Consider the following 23,265-nt stretch of genomic DNA (forward strand, 5'->3'; position numbering starts at 1 on the left):
TCAGTTTCATGAACAGCGCTTGAGCTTTTTTAAGTGTCTATCCTGCTTCAACTTTTCCCACGGATCCGAGATCGGCCATGAGATCTTTGACCTTGGAGATCAAAGCTTCCTTGGCGGGCGCCATAATGACTTTAGGCTCCACCACGGAAGGGTTGAACAGCAGCATTGTCCGCACGGAGGTGGCCCATGCCGTAATCAGTTCAGTGTTGTAATTCACTTTGGCGTGCCCGAGCTCGATGGCCCTCCGCAATTGGGGAACGGGGATGCCGGAGGCGCCGTGAAGCACCAGGGGGATGCGAACGGCCTCGGCGATCTCCTGCATTTCCCGGAAACCGAGCTGGGGCTCGCCCTGATATTTGCCGTGGACGGAACCGAGCGCCGCGGCCAGAGCGTCCACCCCGGTCTCCGCCACCAGCATCTTGCATTCGTTCAAATCCGCGTAAGAAATACCGCCGACGAGTCCATCCTCCATGCCGCCGACCGTCCCGACCTCGGCTTCAACGGACACGCCATGTTCATGGGCGTATTGGACGACCTCTTTCGTATTGCGGATATTATCGGCAATAGGTCCGTGGGAGCCGTCGTACATCACCGAACTGAATCCCGCGTCGATCGCCTGCCTGCAGCGGGAGACGGAGGAGCCGTGATCCAGGTGAAGGGCCACGGGAACGGTGATTTGCTGCTGCTCCATAATGGAGCAGACCATCGCTTGGACCGTCCTGAAGCCGCCGAGGTAATCGATCAGGCGGTCCGACGCCGCCAGAATGACCGGCGATTTTGTTTCTTCGGCCGCTTGCAGAATGGCCTGCACCCACAAGAGACCGTTGATGTTAAACTGGCCGACGGCATATGTGCCGTCCAGGGCCTTCCTCAGCATGGATGTCATGGAGATTAGAGCCATGGTTGATCTTCCTCTCTATCCGGTTTCTAGATTTCATAAGCGATAGCCGTGTTCCGCTTCACGGTTCTCTTTCTTACATGAACAAGCTTAGAAGCATGACGCATCCCAGTCCGGTTACGGACAGCACCGTCGTCAGCAGGGTCCAGGTTTGGAACGTCTGCTTCATGCTGAGCCCGAAGTATTCCTTGATCATCCAGAAGCCGGCGTCATTGACATGGCAGGCGATGACGCTGCCTGCGCCCGTAGCCAGCACCATGAGCGCGGGATCTACCGTCCCGGCCACCATCATAGGCGCTACCAGACCGGCGGTCGTCAAAGCGGCCACCGTGGCCGAGCCTAAACACAGCCGGAGAATCGCGGCGATGATCCAGGCGACCAGCAGCGGCGACATATTGGAGTTGCTGAACAAGGTGGCGACATAGTCCCCGACGCCTCCATCCACCAGCACCTGCTTAAAGGCGCCGCCCCCGCCGATAATCAGCAGCATCATGGCGATTTGGGCAATCGACTTGGATAGCGATTCGCCCACTTCCTTCATGGAGATGCCGCGCGAGCGTCCCATGGTGTAAATGGCGAGCAGCAGGGAAATCAGCATGGATGTTCCCGGGTTCCCGATGAAGACCACGATTTCCTTCAGGGTATTGTCGGCCGGGAAAATCAGCGTATAGAGGGTGGACAGCCCCATAAAAATCACTGGAAAGAGCGAGGTCAACACGCTGATTCCGAATCCCGGGGTTTCCTCAAGCTTGAACGCCTTCCGCTCGCCAAGCGCGCTGATGTTTCCGGCTTTTTCGTAGGCGGTCGGGAAAAACTTCATCGCAAACTTGTTGAACAGCGGGCCGGCCACAATGGTCGTCGGAATCCCGACCAGAATGCCCAGCAGCAAAACTTGGCCGATATTGGCGTTGTAGGCGACCGAGATCGCCGTCGGGCCGGGGTGAGGCGGCAGGAAAGCATGCGTGACATTAAGCGCCGCCGCCATCGGGATCCCGAGGTACAGGAACGGCATTTTCAGTTCTTTGGCGATGGCATATACGATCGGAATGAGCAGAACCAGGCCCACCTCAAAAAAGAGGGCGATCCCGATAATAAACGAAGCGATCACAACTGCGATTTGAATGCGCTTTCTACCGAAGCGGTCGATTAAGGTGATGGCAATCCGGTAACCGCCCCCGGCATCGGACACCAGCTTGCCCAGCATGGCGCCAATCCCGAAGACCAGGGCGAGATGGCCGAGTTGACCGCCGATTCCTTTCTCGACGGTGGAGATGATCTGCGACAAATCCATACCCAGGCAGACCGCCACAATAACGGAGGTAATGACCAAGGAAATAAAGGTGTTTAACTTCAGCTTCATGATCATGAACAACAACAGCAGTACGCCGATGGCTACAATTAGAATTGGCATGGGGTTGCCTCCTAGATAGTCTGTCTGGAATGAGGTTTAAAGGTTTAAGCGCTTTCTAAAACTCCGACCATGATACGCCGCCGCCCCTTAGCCGGATAATCCGGCTTGGGCTGTGATCAGCGCTTCAATCTCGGAAACGGTCGGCATCGCCTCCGAGGAGCTGTGCTTGCTGACGACGATAGCGGCGGAAGCACTGCCATACTGCAGGGCGGTTTGAATATCTTTTCCGGACATCAGCGCGTAAAGGAAAGCCGAAGCGTAGGAATCGCCGGCACCGAAGGTTTTGAGCACTTTGCTTCGGTAAGCCTTGCCGCGGTACACCTCGCCAGTCTTCGTATAGGCATAGGAGCCGTCAACCCCATGCTTGATGACGATAAGCCGGGCTTGATGTTTGAACAAATGACCGACGGTCTGTTCATTGTTACCCTTGCAGCTGTCCATCATATCGAACTCGTCGCGGGTTCCGATAATCACCTGGGCCTGCTCGGCCACCAGGGAGTAGTAAATCGAAGTTTCACGAGGCGACTTCCATGTGTAGCCCCGATAATCCAGTTCAAAAATGATCTCGACCTCGTGCTGTTTCGCATAGGCGATCGCCTGAAACACCGCCTCGCGGGAAGGGCTTTGAGCCAGTGCCGTTCCCGAAACCAGCAGGGCCTTGGCCTGCCGGACATAATCCTCGTCTACTTCTTCGGGGCGCAGGTATAGATCGGCCGCTCCCTCGCGGTACATCAGAATGCTGCACTCCTCGGGGCTCTTGATCTCCGTAAATGCCAGCCCGGCCTTATGCCCTTCCTGATCGACGACCATATGGGAGGTGTCTACCCCGGCGCCTTCCATAAATTTTCGGATAAACCGCCCGTGCTGATCATCCGGAATTTTGCCGATGAATCCGGCTTTCAGGCCGAGTTTGGCGCTTCCGATCGCGATATTGGCGGGAGAACCGCCGACATATTTGGAGAAGGTCAGCGTTTCTTCCATGGGCCGGTTATACTCCACCGCGTTCAGGTCAATGCAGGCGCGCCCGATGGCAATCACATCGTACGCTTTGGATGCTATGGATTGTTGCATGTCGTTCGTCCCCTTTTTTATTCGAATGAAGGCTTAGGATACCGTGCGGTGACCACTTTCTTCCGCGTATAGAAGTCCACGCTGTCCTTTCCGTTGGCATGAAGCGTTCCGTAGAAGGAAGACTTCCAGCCGGAGAAGGGGAAGAAGGCCATCGGTGCCGGAACGCCGAGGTTGATGCCGAGCATCCCGGCGTCGATATTTTCCCGGAAGTACCGGATGGCCGAGGCGTTGTTCGTGAACAGGCAGGCCCCGTTGGCAAATTCCGAGCGGTTGGCGGTTTCGACCGCTTCCTTCAGGTTCTTCACGCGGATAATCGACAGCACCGGCGCGAAGATTTCGTCCTTCCAAATGGTCATGTCGGTGGTCACATGATCAAAAATCGTCGGGCCGACAAAATAACCGTCATCCGTCACATGCTCCCGTCCGTCGCAAACCAGCGCGGCCCCTTCGGCGATCCCTTTTTCGATATATTGTTGGGTCCGCTTCAGGTTGTCCTCGCGGATTACCGGTCCCAGGAAAACCCCGTCCTCCAAGCCGTTTCCGATCTTGATGTTTTGCGCCCGCTCTTTGAGCTGCCGGATGAATTCATCGGCAATGCCTTCTTCCACCGTAACGACGGCACAGGCCATGCACCGCTCGCCGGCCGAACCGAAGGCCGCTGAAATGATATTGGTAAGCGTTTCGTCGAGGTTGGCGTCGTTCAGCACGATGGTGTGGTTTTTGGCCCCGGTGAGCGCCTGAACCCGTTTCAGATGCTCGCTGCCTTTTTTGTACACATATTCGCCGACCGGCTTGGACCCGACAAACGAAATCGCCTTGATCTCCGGGTGCTCCAGGATGCCGTTCACGACATCATGCGCGCCATAGACCACATTAAAGACGCCTTTCGGCAGCCCGGCTTCCGTCAACAGCTCGGCCAAGCGTTCCGTCAGCAGCGGCGTCCGCTCCGACGGCTTCAGGATAAAGGTGTTGCCCAAAGCGATCGCCATCGGGAACATCCAGCAAGGCACCATCATCGGGAAGTTGAAAGGCGCGATGCCGCCGACAACGCCTACCGGATAACGGTAATTGACCGCTTCCACATCGGTTGCGATGGAGGCCAGCGAATCACCCATCATTAATGAAGGGGCGCCTGCCGCGAATTCAACGTTTTCGATCCCGCGCTGCACTTCGCCCAGGGCCTCGGTGAGGTTTTTGCCGTTCTCCAGAGTAATGAGGCGGGCCAATTCGTCTTTGTGCTCCGTGAGCAGTTGTTGATAATTAAACAGGATTCTGGCCCGCCGGGGAACAGGAACGTTCTTCCAGTTTTCAAAAGCCTGTGCGGCTACGCCCGCAGCCTCCTCAATGTCCTCTTTCGTGGAAATGGGAACGTAGGCGATAATTTCTTTGGTCGCCGGATTAACAACGCTTTCATATCGGTCGGTGCGGCTCTCTCTCCATGCTCCGTTTACATAGTTGCGAAGCCTTCTGATTTCCGTCATCATGTCCATCCTCTCTATGATTTGTAAAAAGACGCCCTCTTCGGACCAGCCTGTGAAGGCGCTTTCTCGAAGTGCCGGGAACTGTTGCTTCAGCGGGCCCATAAGTAAGGTGCAGGTTAATAGCTTTAAAAAGATTGTTCAGTCATACTCACCTTTTGGGTATCTTTTGAGTAAATATTATTATTTTAATGATTAAGTGTCAACATAAAATTATTAAGTCATTGTCAACTTAGGTAATTGTTGATTACATTTTGGTTATGTGTTATCTTTTTTTTATGAGTTTACTAGAACAAGGAACGGAGCATAACCATGAGAGAGAGACGTTTGCAGGAATTGGAGGACTACATTCATTCGCTGGGAACGACATCGCTGGATGAGCTGTGTGAGCATTTTCAAGTTTCCAAAAACACCATTCGCCGGGACATTCAAGTTCTGCTGGAGAAAGGAACCATTCAAAAAGTATACGGAGGCGTCACCTCGCTTTCTCAGGGATTGATCCCCTTTGAAAATCGGGATACGACCAATAAATCGGTGAAACGGGCGATTGCCAAGCGGGCGGCGGAGTTCGTGGAGGGACATGAGCTGATTTTCATTGATTCGGGCACGACGACCCGGAATTTGGTCGAATATTTGCCGCGCCTGCCCAAGCTGACAATCCTGACCACCAGCTTGGATGTCATTAACGCCGCGTCCCATTTGGACAATATATCCCTCCTGGTTTTGGGCAATATGTACAAGCGGGACACGAAGTCATTCGTCGGGAGCGACGGGTTGCCTTTGTTGGAGAAATACAACATTAACAAGGCCTTCATGGCCGCCACCGGCGTCTCCATCGCCAGCGGTCTGACCAACTCCGACGTGTTGGAATACGAGATCAAGAAGCGGGTGGCCGAGAAGGCAAACCAGCTTTTCCTGCTTGCGGACGCGTCCAAATTCGGCCGTTCCACCCTGCTGACCTACTCGCCGCTGGACAAGGTGGATGCGGTCATTACCTCGCGGGGAATGCCGGAGGAATATGCGGCCTATTGTGAAGAACATGGCGTTGCCGTCCATATTGCCGAAGAAGAGTAAAGCACAGACATGTTGAAGGAGGGCGAATATATGCCGCTATTACGTTTTGATGTGATTAAAGGAAGAGATGAAGCGAGTCTGCGCAAACTTTTGGATACGGCGCATGAAGCGATGGTGGAGGCGTTTGGCGTTCCGGTCCGCGACCGTTACCAAATCGTTCATCAACATGAGCCTTACGAGCTTGTGATTGAGGATACGGGGCTCGGATTTACACGCAGCCGGGACGTGGTGTTGATCAGCATTGTCAGCAAGACCCGGACCGTGGAGCAGAAAGAGAAGCTGTACGCGCTGTTGGCACAGAGGCTTGAGGCGGAATGCGGGCTTTCTCCGCAGGACCTCATGATTTCGATCACCGAGAACGGAGAGGCCGACTGGAGCTTCGGGCTGGGAGAAGCCCAGTTTTTGACCGGCAAATTGTAGACGGGTTCATGAAAAGCAAGCCCCCTCGACGAAAAAGTTGAGGGGGCTTTTGGCGCTACAACTGGATTTTTACCACCGGCGTACATAAAAAAGTCAGCTGCAATTCGGGGGGAACGCTGTGGTTTTGGTACCACTCGTAATTGGGCCTGGAAGGGTCCGCCCGCCACCCGCTGTCCGGCAGCCATTCCTGCACCCAGCGGTCCCAGGTCGGGCCGATTTCTTCCGAGGAGCCAAAGTGAACGGTTACGGCATAAAGGCCTTCGGGAATCGTGTACTCCTCCAACCCATAGGTGTTCTCGAAGTCAGGGCTTACGACCATGGCGGCGTAAGAGATTTTGTCTTGTACCGGGATGTCGTCGGCATGATCCGGGAACACGGACATCATTTCCCGGGCTTGCGGATATAGATCATGCTCTCCAAGAGTGTGGTGGAATTGCTCCCAAACCCGGGGCAATCCCCAGTAATCCCCGACATTTCTCAGGCCGACGGTCCGTTTTGAGGCAAAAGCGACAATTTTTGTCTGCATAACATTCTCTCCTTCAGGATTGAGGTAGAACCAATAGGCTGGCCGATGCTCGCTGTAGTGCAGACCCACGGAGGAGTGGAGAGCGCCATTCCAAAACGGAAGCCTTCTCGCTTCGCTGGGCGTTAAGCCATAGATTCGCTTGAATGCCTTGGTGAACGCCTCCGGCGTCTCGTAGCCCGAGTCGAACGCGATCGTTGTCACATCGGCCGAGGAGTGGCGGAGGAAGTGCATCGCCCTTTCCATCCGTAGCCTTTTCAGGCATGCATGCACATTCTCCCCGGTCAGCTCGCGAAACTTCCGGTGAAAATGATAGGGCGAGGCATGGACCTCATGCGATATTTGGCGAAAATTCAGCGGCTCATCCAGCGCACTCATGATCCGGAGGATGGCTTCCTCCACTCTCCGGTGCCAGTCGATCTTTGTATTGGTTCTCATAACACCTCTCATGATAATCCTACGGGGAGAGTTTGACCTGTCCGCGGTTGCGAATAGTGCAGTAGCTCGTTGTTTCAAATTACCTGGAAAACCTCCCGTTAATTTGGTGGCTATGCGGCTGCAGAGGCGAATTACCTGGAAAACCTCCCGCTAATCCGCTTGAAATGGCGTTTTTCTGAGGCCGAGGCGCGAATTAGATGGAGCTTTTCCAGTTAATCGGACTCAAGGGTCAAGAGCGGCAATTTTAACGGGAGGTTTTCCCGTTAAATTCTACGTGTCGGCAAAGCTCTCCTTCCTCTGATAGGTATGACATTGAAACTTCGTTTTTCAACGCGCAAATAGTAGAATAGAATAAGTTGGAACTGTAACACATAGTCAAACAGGAGCAAATAATTTTAACGAGAGGATGTAATATAGTGCCGGCCCCGAGTGCGCAAATTTCTCCCAATCTGATTTCATTATTAACGGATCGACCTTTGTCGGAGATCCCCGTCAGTCCGTCTGCTTCTCATCTTCCTGGAGCCCTAGCCAAGCTCATCAATAGAAACCGGAAGAAGTTTGAAGCTTATTCCGAGCCCAACAAGCAAACGCTGATTTGCGGTCACTGCGGCAGACAAGGCCAGTATGATCTTGGACAGATCTTGTTTGATATAGAACAACAGGGGCGGGATGTCGAGGAATCTATAACGACCGACTCAGCAGCACACGATGGAGATATGTTCAAATATTTTCAAGCAACGGGTTACTTTCGCTGCAAGCATTGTAATGGTGCGGGGAACTGGACTGTGAAAGACCCGCTTTTTCTTATGGTTTATCTGCTGAGGATGAAGGCCGACCCCATGGAAGAGCAGCCGAATTTCAGGAGAGGAAAAACGGTCCTTCACGACGGAACCTCTTTTCAATGGGTGACCGATGCGGAAGAGCATCTGCTCGACTTGCTCGCGGACCCGGACCGTAAGCAGGACGGATACCTGTGGAACCGCTTAGGCAACCTGTATATACAAGGGAAAAGACCGGAGCTGGCGGCCGCGGCCTTCGAAAAATCCCTTCAGGCCGATCCGGCTCAAGCCGAATCCCACTTCAGTCTGGGACTCCTGTTGGATCAAATTCGTGAAAACGAGAAAGCGGCCTACCACTATAAGAAGCATTTGATCTGCGCCAAATATGATCGAAGAATGGATATCCTCGATTTAAGGCAGATGATGGCTGCGGCACTGCGGGGCCTGACAGGTATCCATCTGCGAACCGCTGGCGGCATTGAAATCATGCCGACTAAGGAGGATATCGCGGTTTTGGATCCGTATGGAGAGACCGCAGCCGGTTTCGGTTTGGCGGAAGACCAGGGCGGGATTTTGCCCGAGCATTTGGAAATGGATTTCGATCTTATTCCGGATCAGTTGGAATCCTTTTATCCGGTCGCTGAAATGTACTTGGGGGACAGGAGGGAAGAGATACCGGAAAAGCATCGGACTTTTGACGTGATGATCACCAAAACACGAAAAGAGGCTGAGGCCCAGCCGGAGAGCAGGCCAGCGGCAAGCCCGGCCAAATCCGGCAGAACGGTCATCGTAACCGTTAAATCGGAAGAACAGGCCGCTAAAATCTCCCGAATTTGCGAAAAATACGATTTGGAGTGTATCATAGGGATCGAATTTTTCGAGGATTTAAGCGATTTACGAAAAGCGCTGACCGAAAAGCTGTCTCCGTCCAATATATATGAGCCTTGTCCCTGCAACAGCGGCAAGAAGTTCAAATTCTGCTGCGCAGCCAAGCTGAAAAGGTTTGATTTGGACGAGTTTTGAAGAAAGTAGCCAGGGACAAACGGCTTTTTGATCAGATTAACGGGAATTGTTCCCGTTAATCTGGTGCCTATGCGGCTGAAGAGGTGAATTACCTGGAAAACCTCCCGTTAATTCGCCGGAAACCATGTATAGCGGTGTTTGGGCCGCAAAATAGATGTAGCTTTTCCAGTTAAATCGGAACCAAGGGCCAAGAGTGGAAAATTAACGGGGGATTTTCCCGTTAAAACTGGTTAATAAAACTGGTTAAGTGTGAAAATGTTGCAGATTTTAGTTGAAACGTAAGGGGTTTATTAAGAAAAATTAGGAGGGCTCCCATGCCGGAACATCCGCAGCTCAAGGAATTTAAGGATCAGATTAAGGCGACGATTCGCCGCCATTCGGACCGGGGCTTCCTGCCTTACGGAGGCAGTAATCGGGTTGGTGCGGAAATGGTGGCGATCCTGGAACAAGCCGAAGCTTTGATATCGAGATCATGCTGGTTAAGGAAGGAATCAAACTTCTTTCCCACGCCGATGATTCATCAGGGTCCCTGGGAGAAGCGATCAATTTCAGCATTCAAGCGCTGGCCGCCCTGTGCGAGACGGCGGATGAAGCGAACCGGAAACACTTTTTTGAAACCCTCCTCAAGACCGCCAAACTTCCGGGAATGAGGGATTGGGCCGATTTTGGCTTTCGTCTGTTAAAAGCCGCGGTCGTGTTGGTTCGCGATGAAAAGCAGGCGCAAAAAGTCTACGAGGTGTGCGGAAGTTTCGGGACAATGTTTAGCGGCTCCAAATATCCGGATGAGCATTTAATTACTTATCAAATTGTGGAGCGGCTTGAGGGACCGGAGGCGTCAGACCGGTACCTGATGGAGAATCTGGAAGTGTCCGAGGTCAGGGAACTGGCCGTCAACAAGGCATTGGAAAGAAAAGACTATGCGTTGGCCGAGCAACTTTGCGTTCAGGCGATGTCCCAGAGAAAAGAATGGGGTGACCGTAACCTCAAATGGGCGCAATATCTGGAGTCCATCTATACGGAAACCAACGATTCACAGAAGCTGGAGGAGATTGTTCATTACATCCTGCTCCGCGGTAGAACGTCATATTATTCGAAGCTTAAGCTGCTTTATGAAGCGAAGGGAACTTGGGAACAAAAGAGGGAGCCGCTGCTGCAAGAGCTTTCCACAAATCTCATGTCCCATGATTACGCCTCCTTGCTGAATCAAGCCGGGGAGTTTGCAAAACTACTGGAGCTGCTCCATAAGGACAAGTATCTAATTAGGGAATACGGGAAGCGGGTAGCCAAGGAATTTCCGGAAGAGACCTATCTCCTGTATGAGGAGTTTATTTTGAATCAAGCGAAGGAGGCAACGGAGCGAAGAAAGTACAGAGAAACCTGCAAGCTTCTCAAAGATTACTTCGAGGCGGGTGCCCGGGAGGCGAGTTTGCGGTTGTTGGACCGGTTGAGTGAGATGTATCCGCGTCGCCCGGCCATGCAGGACGAACTGGACAAGCTCAAGAAGAAGCTGGAGAAGCGAAAATAGCGGAGATCCGCACAGCACAAGGATCTCCGCGCCCGCTCTATTTTTACGAAGACAACTCCACCTCTTCAGCATCATCCCCATACCGCTCCAGCGCCTTGGTCGACGCCTCCAGCATCCTCCGCTTCAAATAGTCGCCCTCCAGAATCCGCACCCGTTTGCCGAGAAAACGGATTTTGGACAGGAGATACTCCACCTCGTCCCCCAGAACGCAGACGCGGAGGCGATAGGTGCCTTGCTCTTCATCGTATTCGACGGTTTTCTCGAAGCAGGAAAAAGCGTACAGAATGCGCGACAATTCTTTATGATATTCCCGGACCACCTCCAGGACGGTTTCCGTCTTTCGCGAGTCCAGCGTCCGGGCGATTTCCTCATAGACCTGGTCGGCGGCGGCCGGGTCCAGCGGTTCGGGGGCGACGGAGATCAATTTGCTCAGCCGGGTGCTCATCAGCGACCGATGGCGCAGATCGTACCAGAGCAGATACCACTCTCTTTTGACCATGGAATATTCCAGCTTGTAAGCAAGCCCCGAACGATCGGGCTGCACTCGGCCGCGCTTCACCTGGAACGAGATCCGGATGCCGCCCCGCTCAATGATATGTTTGCGCAAGGCGCGCAGCAGCGGGTGATATACCTGTTTCTCCGCGCTTTTCGCCTTTTCGGTCAGATAATCCGAAGTGGTCAGCTCCTCTACGCTTTGCAGCAAATCCTGCAGCTTTTGCCGGGTTTCCGGGGTAAAGGCCGCCTCGGCCGCCGGATGCTTCAGCATCTTTTTCAGCCAGGCCCGTTCGTGCGCGGTGACCATAAACGTGCCGGAATCATCCAGACGGGAAATGACCTGGTAGTTAAAAATTTTCTCAAACGGATTCATAATAGGCCTGAATCTCCTTCCACTCGGCAATCATTTCGCGGCGAAAATAAAGCGGTTCGAGCACCTCGCAGCTGGAGCCGAAACTCCGCAGCCACGGCTTGATTTCGGTCGTGCCGTTGACCTTGATTTCGTAGATGAAGCTCTCCTCTTCCTCGGCGACGATTTGCCCCCATTGACCTTGCAGCAGGACGCGCTCCCTGACAAAATTCGGTTCGAAATGACCGGGATTGAAAAAGCGGGCCCGCACCGTCACCGGCCGTCCGGTATCGAGCAGCCAGCTGTACCTCATCTTCTCCTCCAGAGCGGCCGCTTTCTCCGCAAATACCTGCTCGGCCACCGCGTCCTCCTCCTCGAGCTGGGTCATTCCTTCCATCCGGTATTTCCGGATGCCTTCTCTGCCGGAGGCGAGCAAATACCAGCGCCCGTATTGGTGGTCGTAAACGACCTTCAAGGGGAGGGTTTTCTCCAATTTCCCTTGCGATTCCCTTTCGAACAAGGGGTTCGTATTTTGCGCGGCGTAGCTTTTGTCGGCTTTGGGCGAAAAATACAAAAACCGCACCCGCCGCCGATGCCGGATCGCGTCCAGCAGCGTGAACAAATGCGCCTCATCCAGAATCCGCGAATAATAGTGGTATTTATACAAAAAATGCTCCAGCGCCTGCGGCTCGGCCCGGTTTCGCAGCAGATGCTTCTTTAGACCGTCGCGGAGAAGATATCCCTGGACGGAGGGGATCTGCGTATTGGCCATCACATCCACGAAATCGTACAGGTCGTAAAGCTCCTCCTCCGTCAATTCCCGCACCAGGTCGTTGTCCAACCGGTAGCGGTAAGGGCGGGAGGCGGACTCCTTGCGGATGACACCGACCTCTTCCAAGTATTTCAGATCCGACCGGACCGTTTTCTCGTCGGGGAGCGGGATGTCGGAGGGGAGGCTGCCGCAGCAGTAGTCCATCAGCTCCATCGCTGTCAGCGCCTGGTCGTTCAGCGCGGCCAGAAGGAGCGAGAAGCGCACCGATTCCGATCCCTTCAGCGACTTGGCGCGGAACAGAAAGAGCAGCATCGGGTCCGCCGACTCGTAGTAATTAAAGCGGATCGCCTCCGCGAATTCCTTGCTTTGCTCCTGCGGCAGCTGCTGATACATCGTGCCGACGATATCCTTCAGCCGGCGCAGCGTCTTGTCGAACGTATGGACGGAGATGCCGAGACGTTCGGCGAACTGCTGCCTGCTGTAAGCCCCGCTGGTCAGCACGAGCATCCGCAGAAACTGGATTTCCTTATCGAAGCTTTCTTTTGCCACCTCAACCACCTGTTTCCTGATTATGTATAATCCTATTTTAACAGGCGTCAGTCCATTCGGAAAACTTTCCCCTTGGGTACGAAGGGAAGATGGTTTCCTTTCGGAATCAGGAAAGCGTGCTCGCGGCGGATGCTCACCCGATCGCAGTAGCCGTCCGTGATGATCAACAACGGGCCGCTTTTCGGAAAATCCCCGGCATGCTCGAGCAGATCGATGGCCGGCTGCAGGGTCGTTCCGCCCCTGCCTTTTACGGAGACGCGGTCCGCAATCACTTCCGGCGCGAGGTACCCTTGATCGTAGACGGCCGCGTCGCAAAACACGACCCGAACGAGCGGCACGTCCCGCGCCATGCTGTAGCTGGCGATCGCCCCCAGGGCCTTGCCCAGCAGCTTGGTGTCCATGGAACCGGAGGTATCCAGAACCACGCCGAAGGTGCGGCCGTCCTCGGCTCCCGCATCCGGCACCCAGCGGGGGCGGGGAATATCCGGGGTGGAGGATTGCCGGCGGCTGATTCTGGCGTAAGTCCGGACTTTTTCCAGCGGGGAAAAGTAGCTGTCAAACCACTTGGCAAGCTCCACATCCCACAGGATCGGGGGCTGGGACAAGGCCCGGATCTCCTCGATCAGACCCGCCGGCAGGAAGCCCCGGTTTTGGTCGAAATGATAGTCGAGCCCTTGACCGAGACAGCTGCGATAAAAATCATCCAGCGTCAGCCCGTCTTTTCGGTCCCACCAATAGGGGACTTTCGGCTCCAGAATATCGCCCGTTCCGACGCCGCGAAAAGTCGCGACTTTCCGGTACAGCCGCATGTCCGTGACGATCCGGTCGTAAACGGATTCCGCCGACAGTCCTTTAAGCTCGGGGTCATGCAGGCCTCCCACCCGGGGAAAGGCGCCCAACCCCATTTCCATAAGCCACCCGTTGATGACATAGTCGCAGGCGACATTCCACAGGTAGGGGTCGCGCCCCTCCGCGCGGGCATGGTGCCGTAGTCCGACGTGCAGAAATTCATGGGCGAGCACGAAGCGGCATTCCTGCTCATCCAGCCCGGCTACGGGGTTGACGTAAATTTCCTTGGCCTCGGCATCGACGGCGGCCACCGAAATCGACAGGCGGGTGCAGAGCAGAGGATCCTCAATGATTCGAAAATCGGCCGCCATCGCGCCCATCAGCGGGTAACTGCTGACAAACCAGTTGCGGGCTTTCATAACGGGCGTCAAAATATCGCGGTTTGCGCCGAGGTAGGCTTCATACCCCGCCGACACATTGACCGCGCTCGTCACGGCCATGGCGAGCCCTTTGCCCAACAAATCCTGCCAGTTGACGTTCTTGTTACCCCAGTAAGAGCGGTCGGAAGCCTTCGAGTTGAGGAGCATGTCCTGGTGTCCCGGCCCCGCTGTACCCAGGTTGTGGAAGGCAGGGGGGAGCCCCCTATCCATAAATTTCCGGTAAAGCTCTTCCTCGCTTCCTGCTCCGATCTCTACACGCCCGTCCATTCCCTCCGGAGGCTGCCCCAGCCGCATATCGTAAAGAAACTTGGCGATAAAAGCGTCGCAGGCCGTGTTCCACATGTCCTGCCGTTCCATGACCTTGAAATGCCCGAAGCCTAAATGCAGAAGGGCATGGGCCAGAATGTAAATCCATTCTTCGGACAGGGCCCTGCGTTTCGGATGAACATGAATATATCCGCTGTTTGTCGTGACCGCCCAACCGTTATCCGGGCAGAGATTGCCCTCCATGCGCACAAAATGAGCGTGCGACGCGAGCGGGGCAAACATCGGGTGGCGGGAGACAAACCGCAGCCCCTCCTCATAAGCCCGTGTGGCCGGGTCCATTTCTCCGGACTTTTGTTTTTGTTTTCCCATAATCGATCATGCTTCCTTCTTCTGTACAAGTCTAGGCAAGTCCCGAACGATCTCCACCAGGAACCAATCCGGCAGACTCTCGCCGGCTTCGTCCCTGGCCACGGCCAGTTGGGCGATTTCGAGACTGATCGCGCTTAAATTCTTGAGCAGGGCCTTGGCGCGGTGGGCTAGCTTCTTATGATGTTCGGCGAGCGCGTCCTTAGATTCCGGCAGCTCCTTGATCAGGTGAGCCCGGAAAGACTGGGCCATAAAGTAAAGCACATCCCGGTCCTCCGGCAGGTGGGGCCAGTTCGCTCCGCCTTCGATAATTTCATGCAGCTTGTATTTATGATGGCTCTGCTTATAAAAAGCCTTGAACTGTCCGGCATGATGCGGGGATAGACAGCCTGTCGCGAGAATCTCTAGGACCTGCGGCTGCAGCCGATCCCCGTATTCCTTCAGCGCATCGCTTAACATGTGCCACGACCTTGGCGTGGAGAACGGTTCCTCGTGCTTCGGCGGCTGAACCCACAGATGATCCGGGCGCGTCTCGATATACTGGATGACCAGGGGATGGAGGTCGTTCTCGTAAGCCCACTCCAGCCATTCGCGGTGGGAAACCTTAAGCTGCACATGAAACATGCGGTTCATGAGCGCGGACGACATCGGCTTCACAATCGCGCTGTCCTGGGCCCGGTTCCCCGCTCCAATCACGACGGAGCCTTCCGGCAGACGGTATTCGCCGACGCGTTTTTCCAGAATCAAGCTGTAAAAGGCTTTCTGAACCTCATGCGTACATGCGTTCAGTTCGTCCAGAAACAGGCAGTAAGGTTCGTTTCGGGCAATCATGCTCGGCGGGCAAAACCGGCTCACCCCGTCGACGATTTGCGGTACTCCGATGAGATCTTCCGGTGCCAGCTGGCTGCCGAGCAGCGAGACGCAAGGCAAGCCGACCAGATCGGCGAACCGCTGAACCAGCGAGGATTTTCCCACGCCGGGCGGCCCCCAGATAAACACCGGGCGGACGACAGCTACGTTTAATAGCAGCTCCATTAATTGCTTGGATGTTACAGAGGATGAAATATTCATGCTTTATAATGATTTCCTTCCATAAAAATTAACGTTATGAACATGATACCATAGGGCCCGGGAGGCGCAGGCCCGAAAAGTTGGCTATACCCGTTTTGTCCCGGTGAAACAAAAAAACGGTACAGCCAGGGGATCCCCGGCCATACCGTCTGGAATTCGTTCGGACTGGAAGGCAAGTATCGCTTTAGTATGTTTTAGCGTGCCCCAAATATTGGCGCCGGAAGGGGTACCGGCCCCCGCGAGGTCGCTTCCTTCGCTCAGCTTCAGAAAGCTGCCGAGGTTCGGAGAGCCGTTGCTGTTGCGGGTGAGCGTTGGGGTCAGGCTGACGAAGTCGGCTTCGCTCGCGGCGAGCCCTTTGGCGTTGACGCTCTTGTTGTTTTTCCACCAAACGTTGGTGCCGGATACGTCGCTGCCGCTGGTTTGACGAAGACTGGATCGATTGACAAAAGATGCGGCCCAATAACGGGAATATCTCCCGTTAATTTGGTGCCTACCCGGCAACTGAGCTGAATTAGCCGGAAAACCTCCAGTTATTTCAGCCGAGGAAGGGAGAAGCGGCCGGCAAGGCCCTGATTAGAGGGAGTTTTTCCAGCTAAGTCCTTTCAAAGGGCCCACACCGGAAAATTAGCAGGAAGTATTCCCTTTAAATAAAAGGAACCATACCTTTCATCCGTTCAGCTTCCCCAACCCAACCCGGAAATTTTCCCCTCGTAATACTTTCGCCATGTTCGCGAAGCGAAAAATCGGCGAAGATAGGTTCACAAGGTCATCGCCGCAAGGGGACGGCCGAGTGAGATCTTCGAGGCGCCTGGACGGGATCCTTCGCCTTTTAAGCGACTGGCCGTTGGTTCGAATCCAACTTCCGCCTAACGGCGGAATAGCTCAGAGGTAGAGCAGTTTATGTGACCTGTCCGCCTTTTTCCTCGAAGATGAGTTGCATCAAATGCAGGAACGCGCGCGAGGCGCCTGAGAGGGTTACTTCGACTAATTAGGGATTAGTAATGATCGTGCCGGAGGGCACAGCAGCCTTCTCAACAAGCTTTCTTCCTCGCGCACCCGTTCCCAGCACATCTAAATAATACCGGTGAGGCGCCGGGGCGGGTTACTTCGCCATCCAAGCGCACTTATGGAATTACCGGGCTTTACGGCAGGTTCGACTCCTGCACCGAACCCGCCCCTCTTTTTCCTCACCGGTGTTATCTAAATATTCTGTTGGGCGTCATTGCACTCACATACGGATATAGGAGGTTATTTAAAATGAGTTTCGCCCAAAAATTGTTCGGTCCGTTCAGACCGACCACTCGCAACAAAGATCATTATCCCGCTTATACGCGGTCTGCGGAGGAACAGTACCTGCAGACTTTGCTGACCAATACGATGAGCAATACGTTTTATGCCGATCAAAAAGAACTCCTGAGCGATGCCGAGCAGCTCCACCATGAAATGGCGGCGGCCAACCCGACGTTTATGGCAAAAGCGCTCGTGTTCGCCCGCAATACCGGTCTGATGCGCCTGCAGCCGATCTTCGGCCTGGCGGTGCTCTCGGCTTACCGGCCGGATTTGTTTGCCAAGGTGTTCCCGCAGGTCGTGCGGATTCCTTCCGACCTGTTCGACTTCCTGACCATTCTGAAGGGTCAGGGCCGGGGGGAGGGCGGCCGTGCGGTCAAGCGCCAGGTGAACCACTTCCTGGCCGGCGTCAGCGAATACTGGGCTGTCAAATACAACGGCCGCGGCCGCGGCTACAGCCTGGGCGACGTGATCGCCACGGCCCATCCGAAGCCGGCGGACTTGAAGCAGCAGGCGCTGTTCCGGTACCTGCGCGGCTGGGAGGCCGACCTTGAGCTGCTGCCGCAGGTGGCGGCGCTGGAACGGCTGAAGCGCGCCGCGAGCGAAAGCGAGCAGATCGAGTGGATCGGATGCGGCAAGCTTCCGTACGAGACGGTCACCGGCGCAATTCAGCCGACCAAGGCCGTGTGGGAGGCCTTGCTGTACCAGATGCCGACCTTTGCGCTGCTCCGCCACCTGAACGCCCTGCAGCGGGCGGGCGTCCTGGACGATAAGCGGAACGTGGATTACGTTATCGCGCGGTTCAACGATGAAGAGGCGCTGCGCAAGGCGCGCATCCTGCCGTTCCGGTTCGCTACCGCCTTTCGTCAGGTCGAGCATCCCGATCTGCGCGACGCGCTGCGGGACGCGGTGGACCTGACCTTCGGCAATCTGCCGGATTTGGGCGGGAACACGGCGATTTTCCTGGACATCTCCGGCTCGATGGAGGGACAATATCTGGAGACCGGTTCGGTATTTGCCTTGGCCCTGTTCAAGAAGACGCGGGGAAACTCGCTGTTCTGGTTGTTCAACCACGAGGTCCACGACGCGCGACCTTCGAAGCGCGACAGCATCCTCGGCCAAGCGCAGCATATTCGCGCCGGCGGCGGGACCGATACCGGTGCGCCCGTGCGCAAGCTGCTTCTGGAGCGCAAGCGGGTGGATCAGATCATCATCATTACGGATGAGCATCAAAACACCGGCAGCCCGTTCTACCGGGAACTGGCCCAGTACCGCGCCAACATCAACCCGGAAGTCAAGGCGTTCATCGTGGACATCGCTCCTTACCGGTACGCGATGGTGCCGGAAATGGACCGCAACACCTTTTACATTTACGGTTGGAGCGACACGGTCCTGTCCTACATTGCCCAGACGCTGCAAGGCTACGCGTCCATGACGAAGCAGGTGGATGCCATGGACCTCGACAAGAAGGAGTGATCCCCTATGACCCAGGAATCGTCCGAATTCCGCCCCGTCATCCTGAACGAGCTTCGGCGCATTGAAGAGCAGGAAGGGGTTAGTATTCTATACGCTTGCGAATCGGGAAGCCGCGCTTGGGGCTTCCCTTCGCGGGACAGCGACTATGACGTCCGGTTTCTCTATATCCGGCCTCAGGATTGGTATTTGTCCATCTTCGAAGGCCGCGATGTCATCGAGCGGCCGATCAGCGATCAGTTGGACATCAACGGTTGGGATTTGAAGAAGGCCTTGCGGCTATTCCGCAAATCGAACCCGCCCTTATTGGAATGGCTGCATTCTCCGATACAATATTTGGAGAAGTATTCCATGGCGGAGCAGATCCGCCGCATATCCCCGCTGACGTTTTCGCCGAAATCATGCATATACCACTACCTCAACATGGCGAAGGGGAATTTCCGGGGATATCTGCAAGGGGAACGGGTGAAGATCAAGAAGTATTTCTATGTGCTGCGGCCGGTGCTCGCCTGCGGCTGGATCGAGAAGTACAATACGATGCCTCCGGTGGAGTTCGACAAGCTGGTGGAGGACCTGATCCCGCCGGAAAGCGCACTGATGGACACAGTTCAACGCCTGCTGGACCGCAAAAAGGCCGGGGAAGAGCTTGATCTGGAGCCCAAGTTGACCGCCATCCACGAATATTTGGAGGAGCGCTTGGATTACTTCGAGGAGGCGGCCGCCAAATTCAAGACGGAACCGTCGCAGCTCGAAGACGAGCGGTTGGACGCCCTCTTTCGCTCCGCCTTGCGCGAGGTATGGGCGTAGAGGCGGGCAATCGCGTACATATTTTCACATTGGAAGAAGGTTCATTATGGCTATCGTACAGGTTACATCCACGAATCCGAAGTTTTCATTTTTGATCAAAAAGAATCCGCATTCCGGCATGCAGCTGCGCTCGATCCGCAAAGGGACGGCCTACGGCTGGTATACCGACGAACAGACCTTTAACGTCTATTTTAAAGACGCCGACAACGACATCTCGTATAAGCAGCATGAGGGGGAGACCTTCGAGTACCTGAATGTGTCGAGATACAATACGCCGCTGTTTCCGCTGAACGCGATCGGCGAGTTCTTTTCCGCCCCGTTAAAAACGCGGAACGAGCAGGATGCGGAGGGCTATGAGCATACTTTTTTTATCAACATGATCCACATCGAACGTGTGCAGTACATCGCGTTTTTTGAGAAGCACCTGAAGGACTTCACTTTCGAAATCACGCATCAGGCGTACAAAAGCTATTCTTTGACCGTTAAGACGCAAAAAAGCCTGTACCAGCTCCTTCACGCGGTAAGCGTGCTGTGTTTGTTCCTGTCGATGTTCGGCAATGAGTACGTCGATATCTCGGACAGCATTTTGGACAAATATATCAAGAGTCTGAACGTGATTGACGCGCCGTTTTACATCCGGAGCCTGTTCGTGCGGAACTTTCTGGCTTCCCGGGACCGGTTCAAAAAATACAAGGCGGAGCTCGAGAAGACGGACCGCTACAGCATTCGCTTTGCTTTTGGCGGCACGGCGCTGCAGCGGCGGAACTACATCGGAAGCGCGCTCGCTTTTGACAAGTCGATTCTCGACGTGGGCTGCGGAGAAGGATTCTACGCGATTCCTTTTGCCGGGAAGATCGAAGGCAGCTATTACGCGGTCGATATCAACGAGGAGCTGTTGGAGCAAGTCCAGCGGAAGGCCGCGCGAAAAGAGCTGGACAATATCATCACGTTCGCCTCGATCGATCTTTTTCTGGAGAGCTACAACGGGGAACGGGTCGATGTGATTTTGACCGAGGTCATCGAGCATATGAGCCGGGAGGAAGCGGAGCGACTGATCCGGCAAATCTGCGGACAGGTGGATTTCGACCGGTTGATCATCACGACGCCGAATGCCGACTTTAACCGCTATTATGAGCTGGAAGGCTTCCGGCATGACGATCACAAATGGGAGCTGGGCGGAGCTTCGTTCCAGGCCTGGATCGGCGATCTGTTGAAGCGCTTCGCGAATCTACAGTATGAATTTGTAGCCATCGGCGACGAGGTCGACGGGATCACAACGACCCAAGGGGTTATTTTGAAGAGAGAGGGGGCCTGATCCATGGAGTTCCGGAGTAAAGTTCATACGGTTTTTATGCTGATCGGCTCTACCGAATGCGGCAAAACCACGTTCGCCAAGGAAGTGTTGATTCCTGGGCTGCGTTTCGAAGATCGGGACAAAGGGATCAAGAGCAACGTGCAATACCTGTCCTCAGACCAGATTCGCCAGGAGGTGCTCGGCCATGATTACGACAAGTACGATCAAGTGATGCTGGAGGCCAGTGAGCAGGCGTTTCATCTTCTGTTCGAGCGTTTGAAAATGGCGACTTCTTTTCCGGTCAACGCGGAGTTCGTGGTGGTCGATACCACCGGGTTGTCCGAGGATTTCCGGGCCAAAGTGAAGGATATCGCCTATCAGAACAATTATAATCTGGAAGCGATCGTGTTCGATTACCGGAAGCGGGACGATTACTATGCCTCGGAGCGCTCGAAGAAGCTCATTACCAACCATATCAACCGGCTGAGAAAAGAGGTCTTGGGCTCGCTGGCCCGGGAAGGCTATGCCAAAATCCATAAGGTGCGGGCCAAAGATTTCTTCCTGCCTGAGGAAGGGAGAGCGAATCCGGAATACCGCATCGTCATTGAGAATTTGGATGCTTATCTGGCCGGAGTTCTCCCGCAGGATCAGCAGTATGTTATCATCGGCGACGTCCATGAATGTGTAGGCGATTTGCAGGGGCTGCTGCGCGACCACGGCTTCCGGTTGGAGGACGGCAAGCTGTCGGCGCCCGAGCGATTGCGGCAGACGAAGATGGTCCTGGTGGGGGACTGGATCGACAAAGGCCGGCAAACGAAGGAGATCATCGAATTCCTTTACGAGAATCGGGAGTACTTCTACTTCGTGCTCGGCAACCATGAGAACTTTGTGGGTAAATATTTGAACGGGGAAATTCAGGGTGCCGATCATGAGCTGGTTCGCTCGTATTTCGACTCGATTGAGGTATTGCGCGGCGATGCGGAACTTCTGGCAAAATTCCGGCATCTGGTGTCGCTGTCGAAGCCGTTTTACCGGTATGTCGGGGTCCAAGGTCCTTCGTTTTATGTCACCCATGCGCCGTGCCGGAAAAAATATATCGGGAAGCTGGACACGAACTCGGCGCGGCACCAGCGGAATTTCCGGATCGATCGGGAGGCTTCGTTCGAGGAGCAACTGGCCTTTCTGGAGGAGGAAGCGGTGTCCAATCACCCTTACCACGTGTTTGGACATATCGCGGCGAAGCAGCCGTTCCGCATCCGCAACAAACTCCATATCGATACCGGCAGTGTGCACGGGAATCTGCTGACTTCGGTCAGCATCTCGTACAAACCGTTCCTGAAGTCCCGCAAATCGGCCCAGGCGGTCATCGGGGAAGGGGAAGAGCTGAAGACGCTGTTCAAGCGGGAGCGGAAGGTGTCGGTGGCGGACCTGGAAGAGGACGAAATCCGCCGGCTCCACTACTGCTCGCGGCATAAGATCAATTTTATCTCCGGGACGATGTCGCCGGCCGATAAGGACGAAGCGGCCGGCGAGCTGGAGTCCCTGGAGCGCGGGCTGGCTTATTTCAGGGACCGCGGTGTAGAGCGGATCGTGCTGCAGCCCAAATATATGGGGTCGAGATGCAATGTATATCTGCATAAAGAGCCGGAGAAGTGCTTTGCCGTCAGCCGAAACGGGTACAAAATCAATCAGGTGGACTTGTCGGAGATCTTCGGCAAGCTGTTGCGGAAGTTCGGCGGCTATATGGAGGAGCAGAAGATCGCCATGCTGCTTTTGGACGGGGAGCTCCTTCCGTGGAAGGCGCTGGGCGAAGGTCTGATCGAGCGGCAGTTTAAGCCGATCGGGACCGCGCTGGAATCCGAGCTTGCGTTCCTGCGGCAAAACGGCTTCGAGCAGGCGTTCGGGAAGCTGCTTGAGGACTATGAGGCGAGCGGCTTTGAGCAGGACCAGTTCCGGGCTTCGAAGTCCGTTCTGAGCGACAAGTACGGTCCAAGCGTGTACCAGAATTACAAGCATGTTCATGAGCTCCGCGATACCTATGTCCCGCTGGAAGAACACGTCCAAGCTTACGAGACCTACAAGCGTCAGCTGGAATGGTATGCTGCGGACGGCGAAGGCGAGCTGGAGTACAAACCGTTTGCCCTGCTCAAAATCGTCTATGATGACGGACGGGAGCAATTGCCGGATTGGACGACGTCCGACATGTACGGCTTCCTGTCGGAGGACGAAGCGCTGGCGCTGGATTTGTCGGCGCCGGACAGCTTGGAGCGAGCGGAGCGGTACTTCGTCGAGCTGACGCTGGAGAAGCACATGGAGGGCGTCGTCATCAAGCCGGAGGTGTGGACCGGCGCCACCGTGCCTTACATGAAAGTGCGGAACCCCGAGTACTTGTCCATCATCTACGGGTACGACTACAAGTTCCCGCATAAATACCGCAAGCTGCTGAAACAAAAGAACATCAGCCAAAAGCTTCGCACTTCGCTGAACGAATATCGGCTCGGGATGAGTTTGCTGGGCGTTCCATTCGCCGACATTGCCCCCGGGCACACGGCGTATCAGGAAATCGCCGCCAACCTGCTGTTTGAAGTGGCGCAGGAGAAGGCCATCGATCCGCGGCTGTAATGACGATGCACAAGAGCCTGAACCGCCGGGAGGGGGTTCAGGCT

The 23,265-nt window shown here is 55.0% G+C and carries 18 protein-coding genes and 1 tRNA gene; 9 read left to right on the plus strand and 10 right to left on the minus strand.

What is annotated here, in order from left to right; translation table 11 throughout:
- Positions 1-37 precede the first annotated feature (37 nt).
- The 4 genes from fba to iolA form a co-directional block, all read right to left on the minus strand.
- Positions 38-901 (minus strand): class II fructose-1,6-bisphosphate aldolase, encoded by an 864-nt coding sequence (fba, locus tag V4U88_RS15745; protein WP_334074199.1) that lies wholly within the window; start codon positions 899-901, stop codon positions 38-40.
- Positions 902-974: 73 nt separating this feature from the next.
- On the minus strand, positions 975-2,309 hold the full coding sequence (locus V4U88_RS15750) for a gluconate:H+ symporter (protein WP_334074200.1): 1,335 nt from the start codon (positions 2,307-2,309) through the stop codon (positions 975-977).
- Positions 2,310-2,396: 87 nt separating this feature from the next.
- Positions 2,397-3,380: a 5-dehydro-2-deoxygluconokinase gene (gene iolC / locus V4U88_RS15755; protein ID WP_334074201.1), complete on the minus strand. Its 984-nt coding sequence runs from the start codon at positions 3,378-3,380 to the stop codon at positions 2,397-2,399.
- 17 nt (positions 3,381-3,397) lie between these two features.
- On the minus strand, positions 3,398-4,861 hold the full coding sequence (gene iolA / locus V4U88_RS15760; RefSeq protein ID WP_334074366.1) for a methylmalonate-semialdehyde dehydrogenase: 1,464 nt from the start codon (positions 4,859-4,861) through the stop codon (positions 3,398-3,400).
- A 309-nt stretch (positions 4,862-5,170) separates the two neighbouring features.
- Here iolA and V4U88_RS15765 point away from each other — a divergent pair, with 309 nt between their 5' ends.
- The gene (locus tag V4U88_RS15765; protein WP_334074202.1) at positions 5,171-5,932 is read left to right on the plus strand and encodes a DeoR/GlpR family DNA-binding transcription regulator; all 762 of its coding nucleotides are present in this window, start codon (positions 5,171-5,173) and stop codon (positions 5,930-5,932) included.
- Between the two features lie 30 nt (positions 5,933-5,962).
- A complete protein-coding gene (locus tag V4U88_RS15770) occupies positions 5,963-6,352 on the plus strand; it encodes a tautomerase family protein (protein ID WP_334074203.1) in 390 nt (129 codons plus the stop codon).
- Positions 6,353-6,407: 55 nt separating this feature from the next.
- Here V4U88_RS15770 and V4U88_RS15775 read toward each other — a convergent pair whose 3' ends face one another.
- Positions 6,408-7,313 carry an AraC family transcriptional regulator gene (locus tag V4U88_RS15775; RefSeq protein WP_334074204.1) on the minus strand — a complete coding sequence of 302 codons (906 nt, stop codon included), beginning with the start codon at positions 7,311-7,313 and terminating at the stop codon, positions 6,408-6,410.
- Between the two features lie 416 nt (positions 7,314-7,729).
- On the opposite strand from V4U88_RS15775, the gene V4U88_RS15780 reads away from it, so the two are divergent.
- Both V4U88_RS15780 and V4U88_RS15785 read left to right on the plus strand, forming a co-directional pair.
- Entirely contained in the window at positions 7,730-9,115 is a 1,386-nt protein-coding gene (locus V4U88_RS15780) for an SEC-C metal-binding domain-containing protein (RefSeq protein ID WP_334074205.1), read from the plus strand.
- A gap of 472 nt (positions 9,116-9,587) precedes the next feature.
- Positions 9,588-10,640, plus strand: a complete 1,053-nt coding sequence (locus V4U88_RS15785; protein WP_334074206.1) for a hypothetical protein — start codon at positions 9,588-9,590, stop codon at positions 10,638-10,640.
- A gap of 43 nt (positions 10,641-10,683) precedes the next feature.
- On the opposite strand, the gene V4U88_RS15790 is transcribed toward V4U88_RS15785, so the two are convergent.
- The 5 genes from V4U88_RS15790 to V4U88_RS27030 form a co-directional block, all read right to left on the minus strand.
- A complete protein-coding gene (locus tag V4U88_RS15790; protein ID WP_334074207.1) occupies positions 10,684-11,508 on the minus strand; it encodes a WYL domain-containing protein in 825 nt (274 codons plus the stop codon).
- Positions 11,495-12,805, minus strand: a complete 1,311-nt coding sequence (locus V4U88_RS15795) for a helix-turn-helix transcriptional regulator (RefSeq protein WP_334074208.1) — start codon at positions 12,803-12,805, stop codon at positions 11,495-11,497. Before V4U88_RS15795 ends, V4U88_RS15790 begins: the two co-directional genes overlap by 14 nt.
- Positions 12,806-12,852: 47 nt before the next feature.
- Entirely contained in the window at positions 12,853-14,670 is a 1,818-nt protein-coding gene (locus V4U88_RS15800; protein ID WP_334074209.1) for a vWA domain-containing protein, read from the minus strand.
- A gap of 6 nt (positions 14,671-14,676) precedes the next feature.
- Positions 14,677-15,702: a MoxR family ATPase gene (locus V4U88_RS15805; protein WP_334074210.1), complete on the minus strand. Its 1,026-nt coding sequence runs from the start codon at positions 15,700-15,702 to the stop codon at positions 14,677-14,679.
- A gap of 120 nt (positions 15,703-15,822) precedes the next feature.
- Positions 15,823-16,239, minus strand: coding sequence for a hypothetical protein (locus tag V4U88_RS27030; RefSeq protein ID WP_416367266.1), 417 nt, complete (start codon positions 16,237-16,239; stop codon positions 15,823-15,825).
- A gap of 283 nt (positions 16,240-16,522) precedes the next feature.
- On the opposite strand from V4U88_RS27030, the gene V4U88_RS15815 reads away from it, so the two are divergent.
- The 5 genes from V4U88_RS15815 (at position 16,523) to V4U88_RS15835 (ending at position 23,221) form a co-directional block, all read left to right on the plus strand.
- Positions 16,523-16,606 (plus strand) — tRNA-Lys (locus V4U88_RS15815).
- Between the two features lie 389 nt (positions 16,607-16,995).
- Complete coding sequence (locus tag V4U88_RS15820) at positions 16,996-18,501, plus strand: TROVE domain-containing protein (RefSeq protein ID WP_334074211.1); 1,506 nt, start codon at positions 16,996-16,998, stop codon at positions 18,499-18,501.
- Between the two features lie 6 nt (positions 18,502-18,507).
- The gene (locus V4U88_RS15825; RefSeq protein ID WP_334074212.1) at positions 18,508-19,305 is read left to right on the plus strand and encodes a nucleotidyltransferase domain-containing protein; all 798 of its coding nucleotides are present in this window, start codon (positions 18,508-18,510) and stop codon (positions 19,303-19,305) included.
- Positions 19,306-19,351: 46 nt separating this feature from the next.
- Positions 19,352-20,620: a class I SAM-dependent methyltransferase gene (locus V4U88_RS15830; RefSeq protein WP_334074213.1), complete on the plus strand. Its 1,269-nt coding sequence runs from the start codon at positions 19,352-19,354 to the stop codon at positions 20,618-20,620.
- A 3-nt stretch (positions 20,621-20,623) separates the two neighbouring features.
- Complete coding sequence (locus tag V4U88_RS15835) at positions 20,624-23,221, plus strand: metallophosphoesterase (RefSeq protein WP_334074214.1); 2,598 nt, start codon at positions 20,624-20,626, stop codon at positions 23,219-23,221.
- Positions 23,222-23,265 lie beyond the last annotated feature (44 nt).

Source organism: Paenibacillus sp. A14 (assembly GCF_036864815.1).
In the GTDB taxonomy this organism is placed as follows: Bacteria; Bacillota; Bacilli; order Paenibacillales; family Paenibacillaceae; genus Fontibacillus; species Fontibacillus sanfengchensis.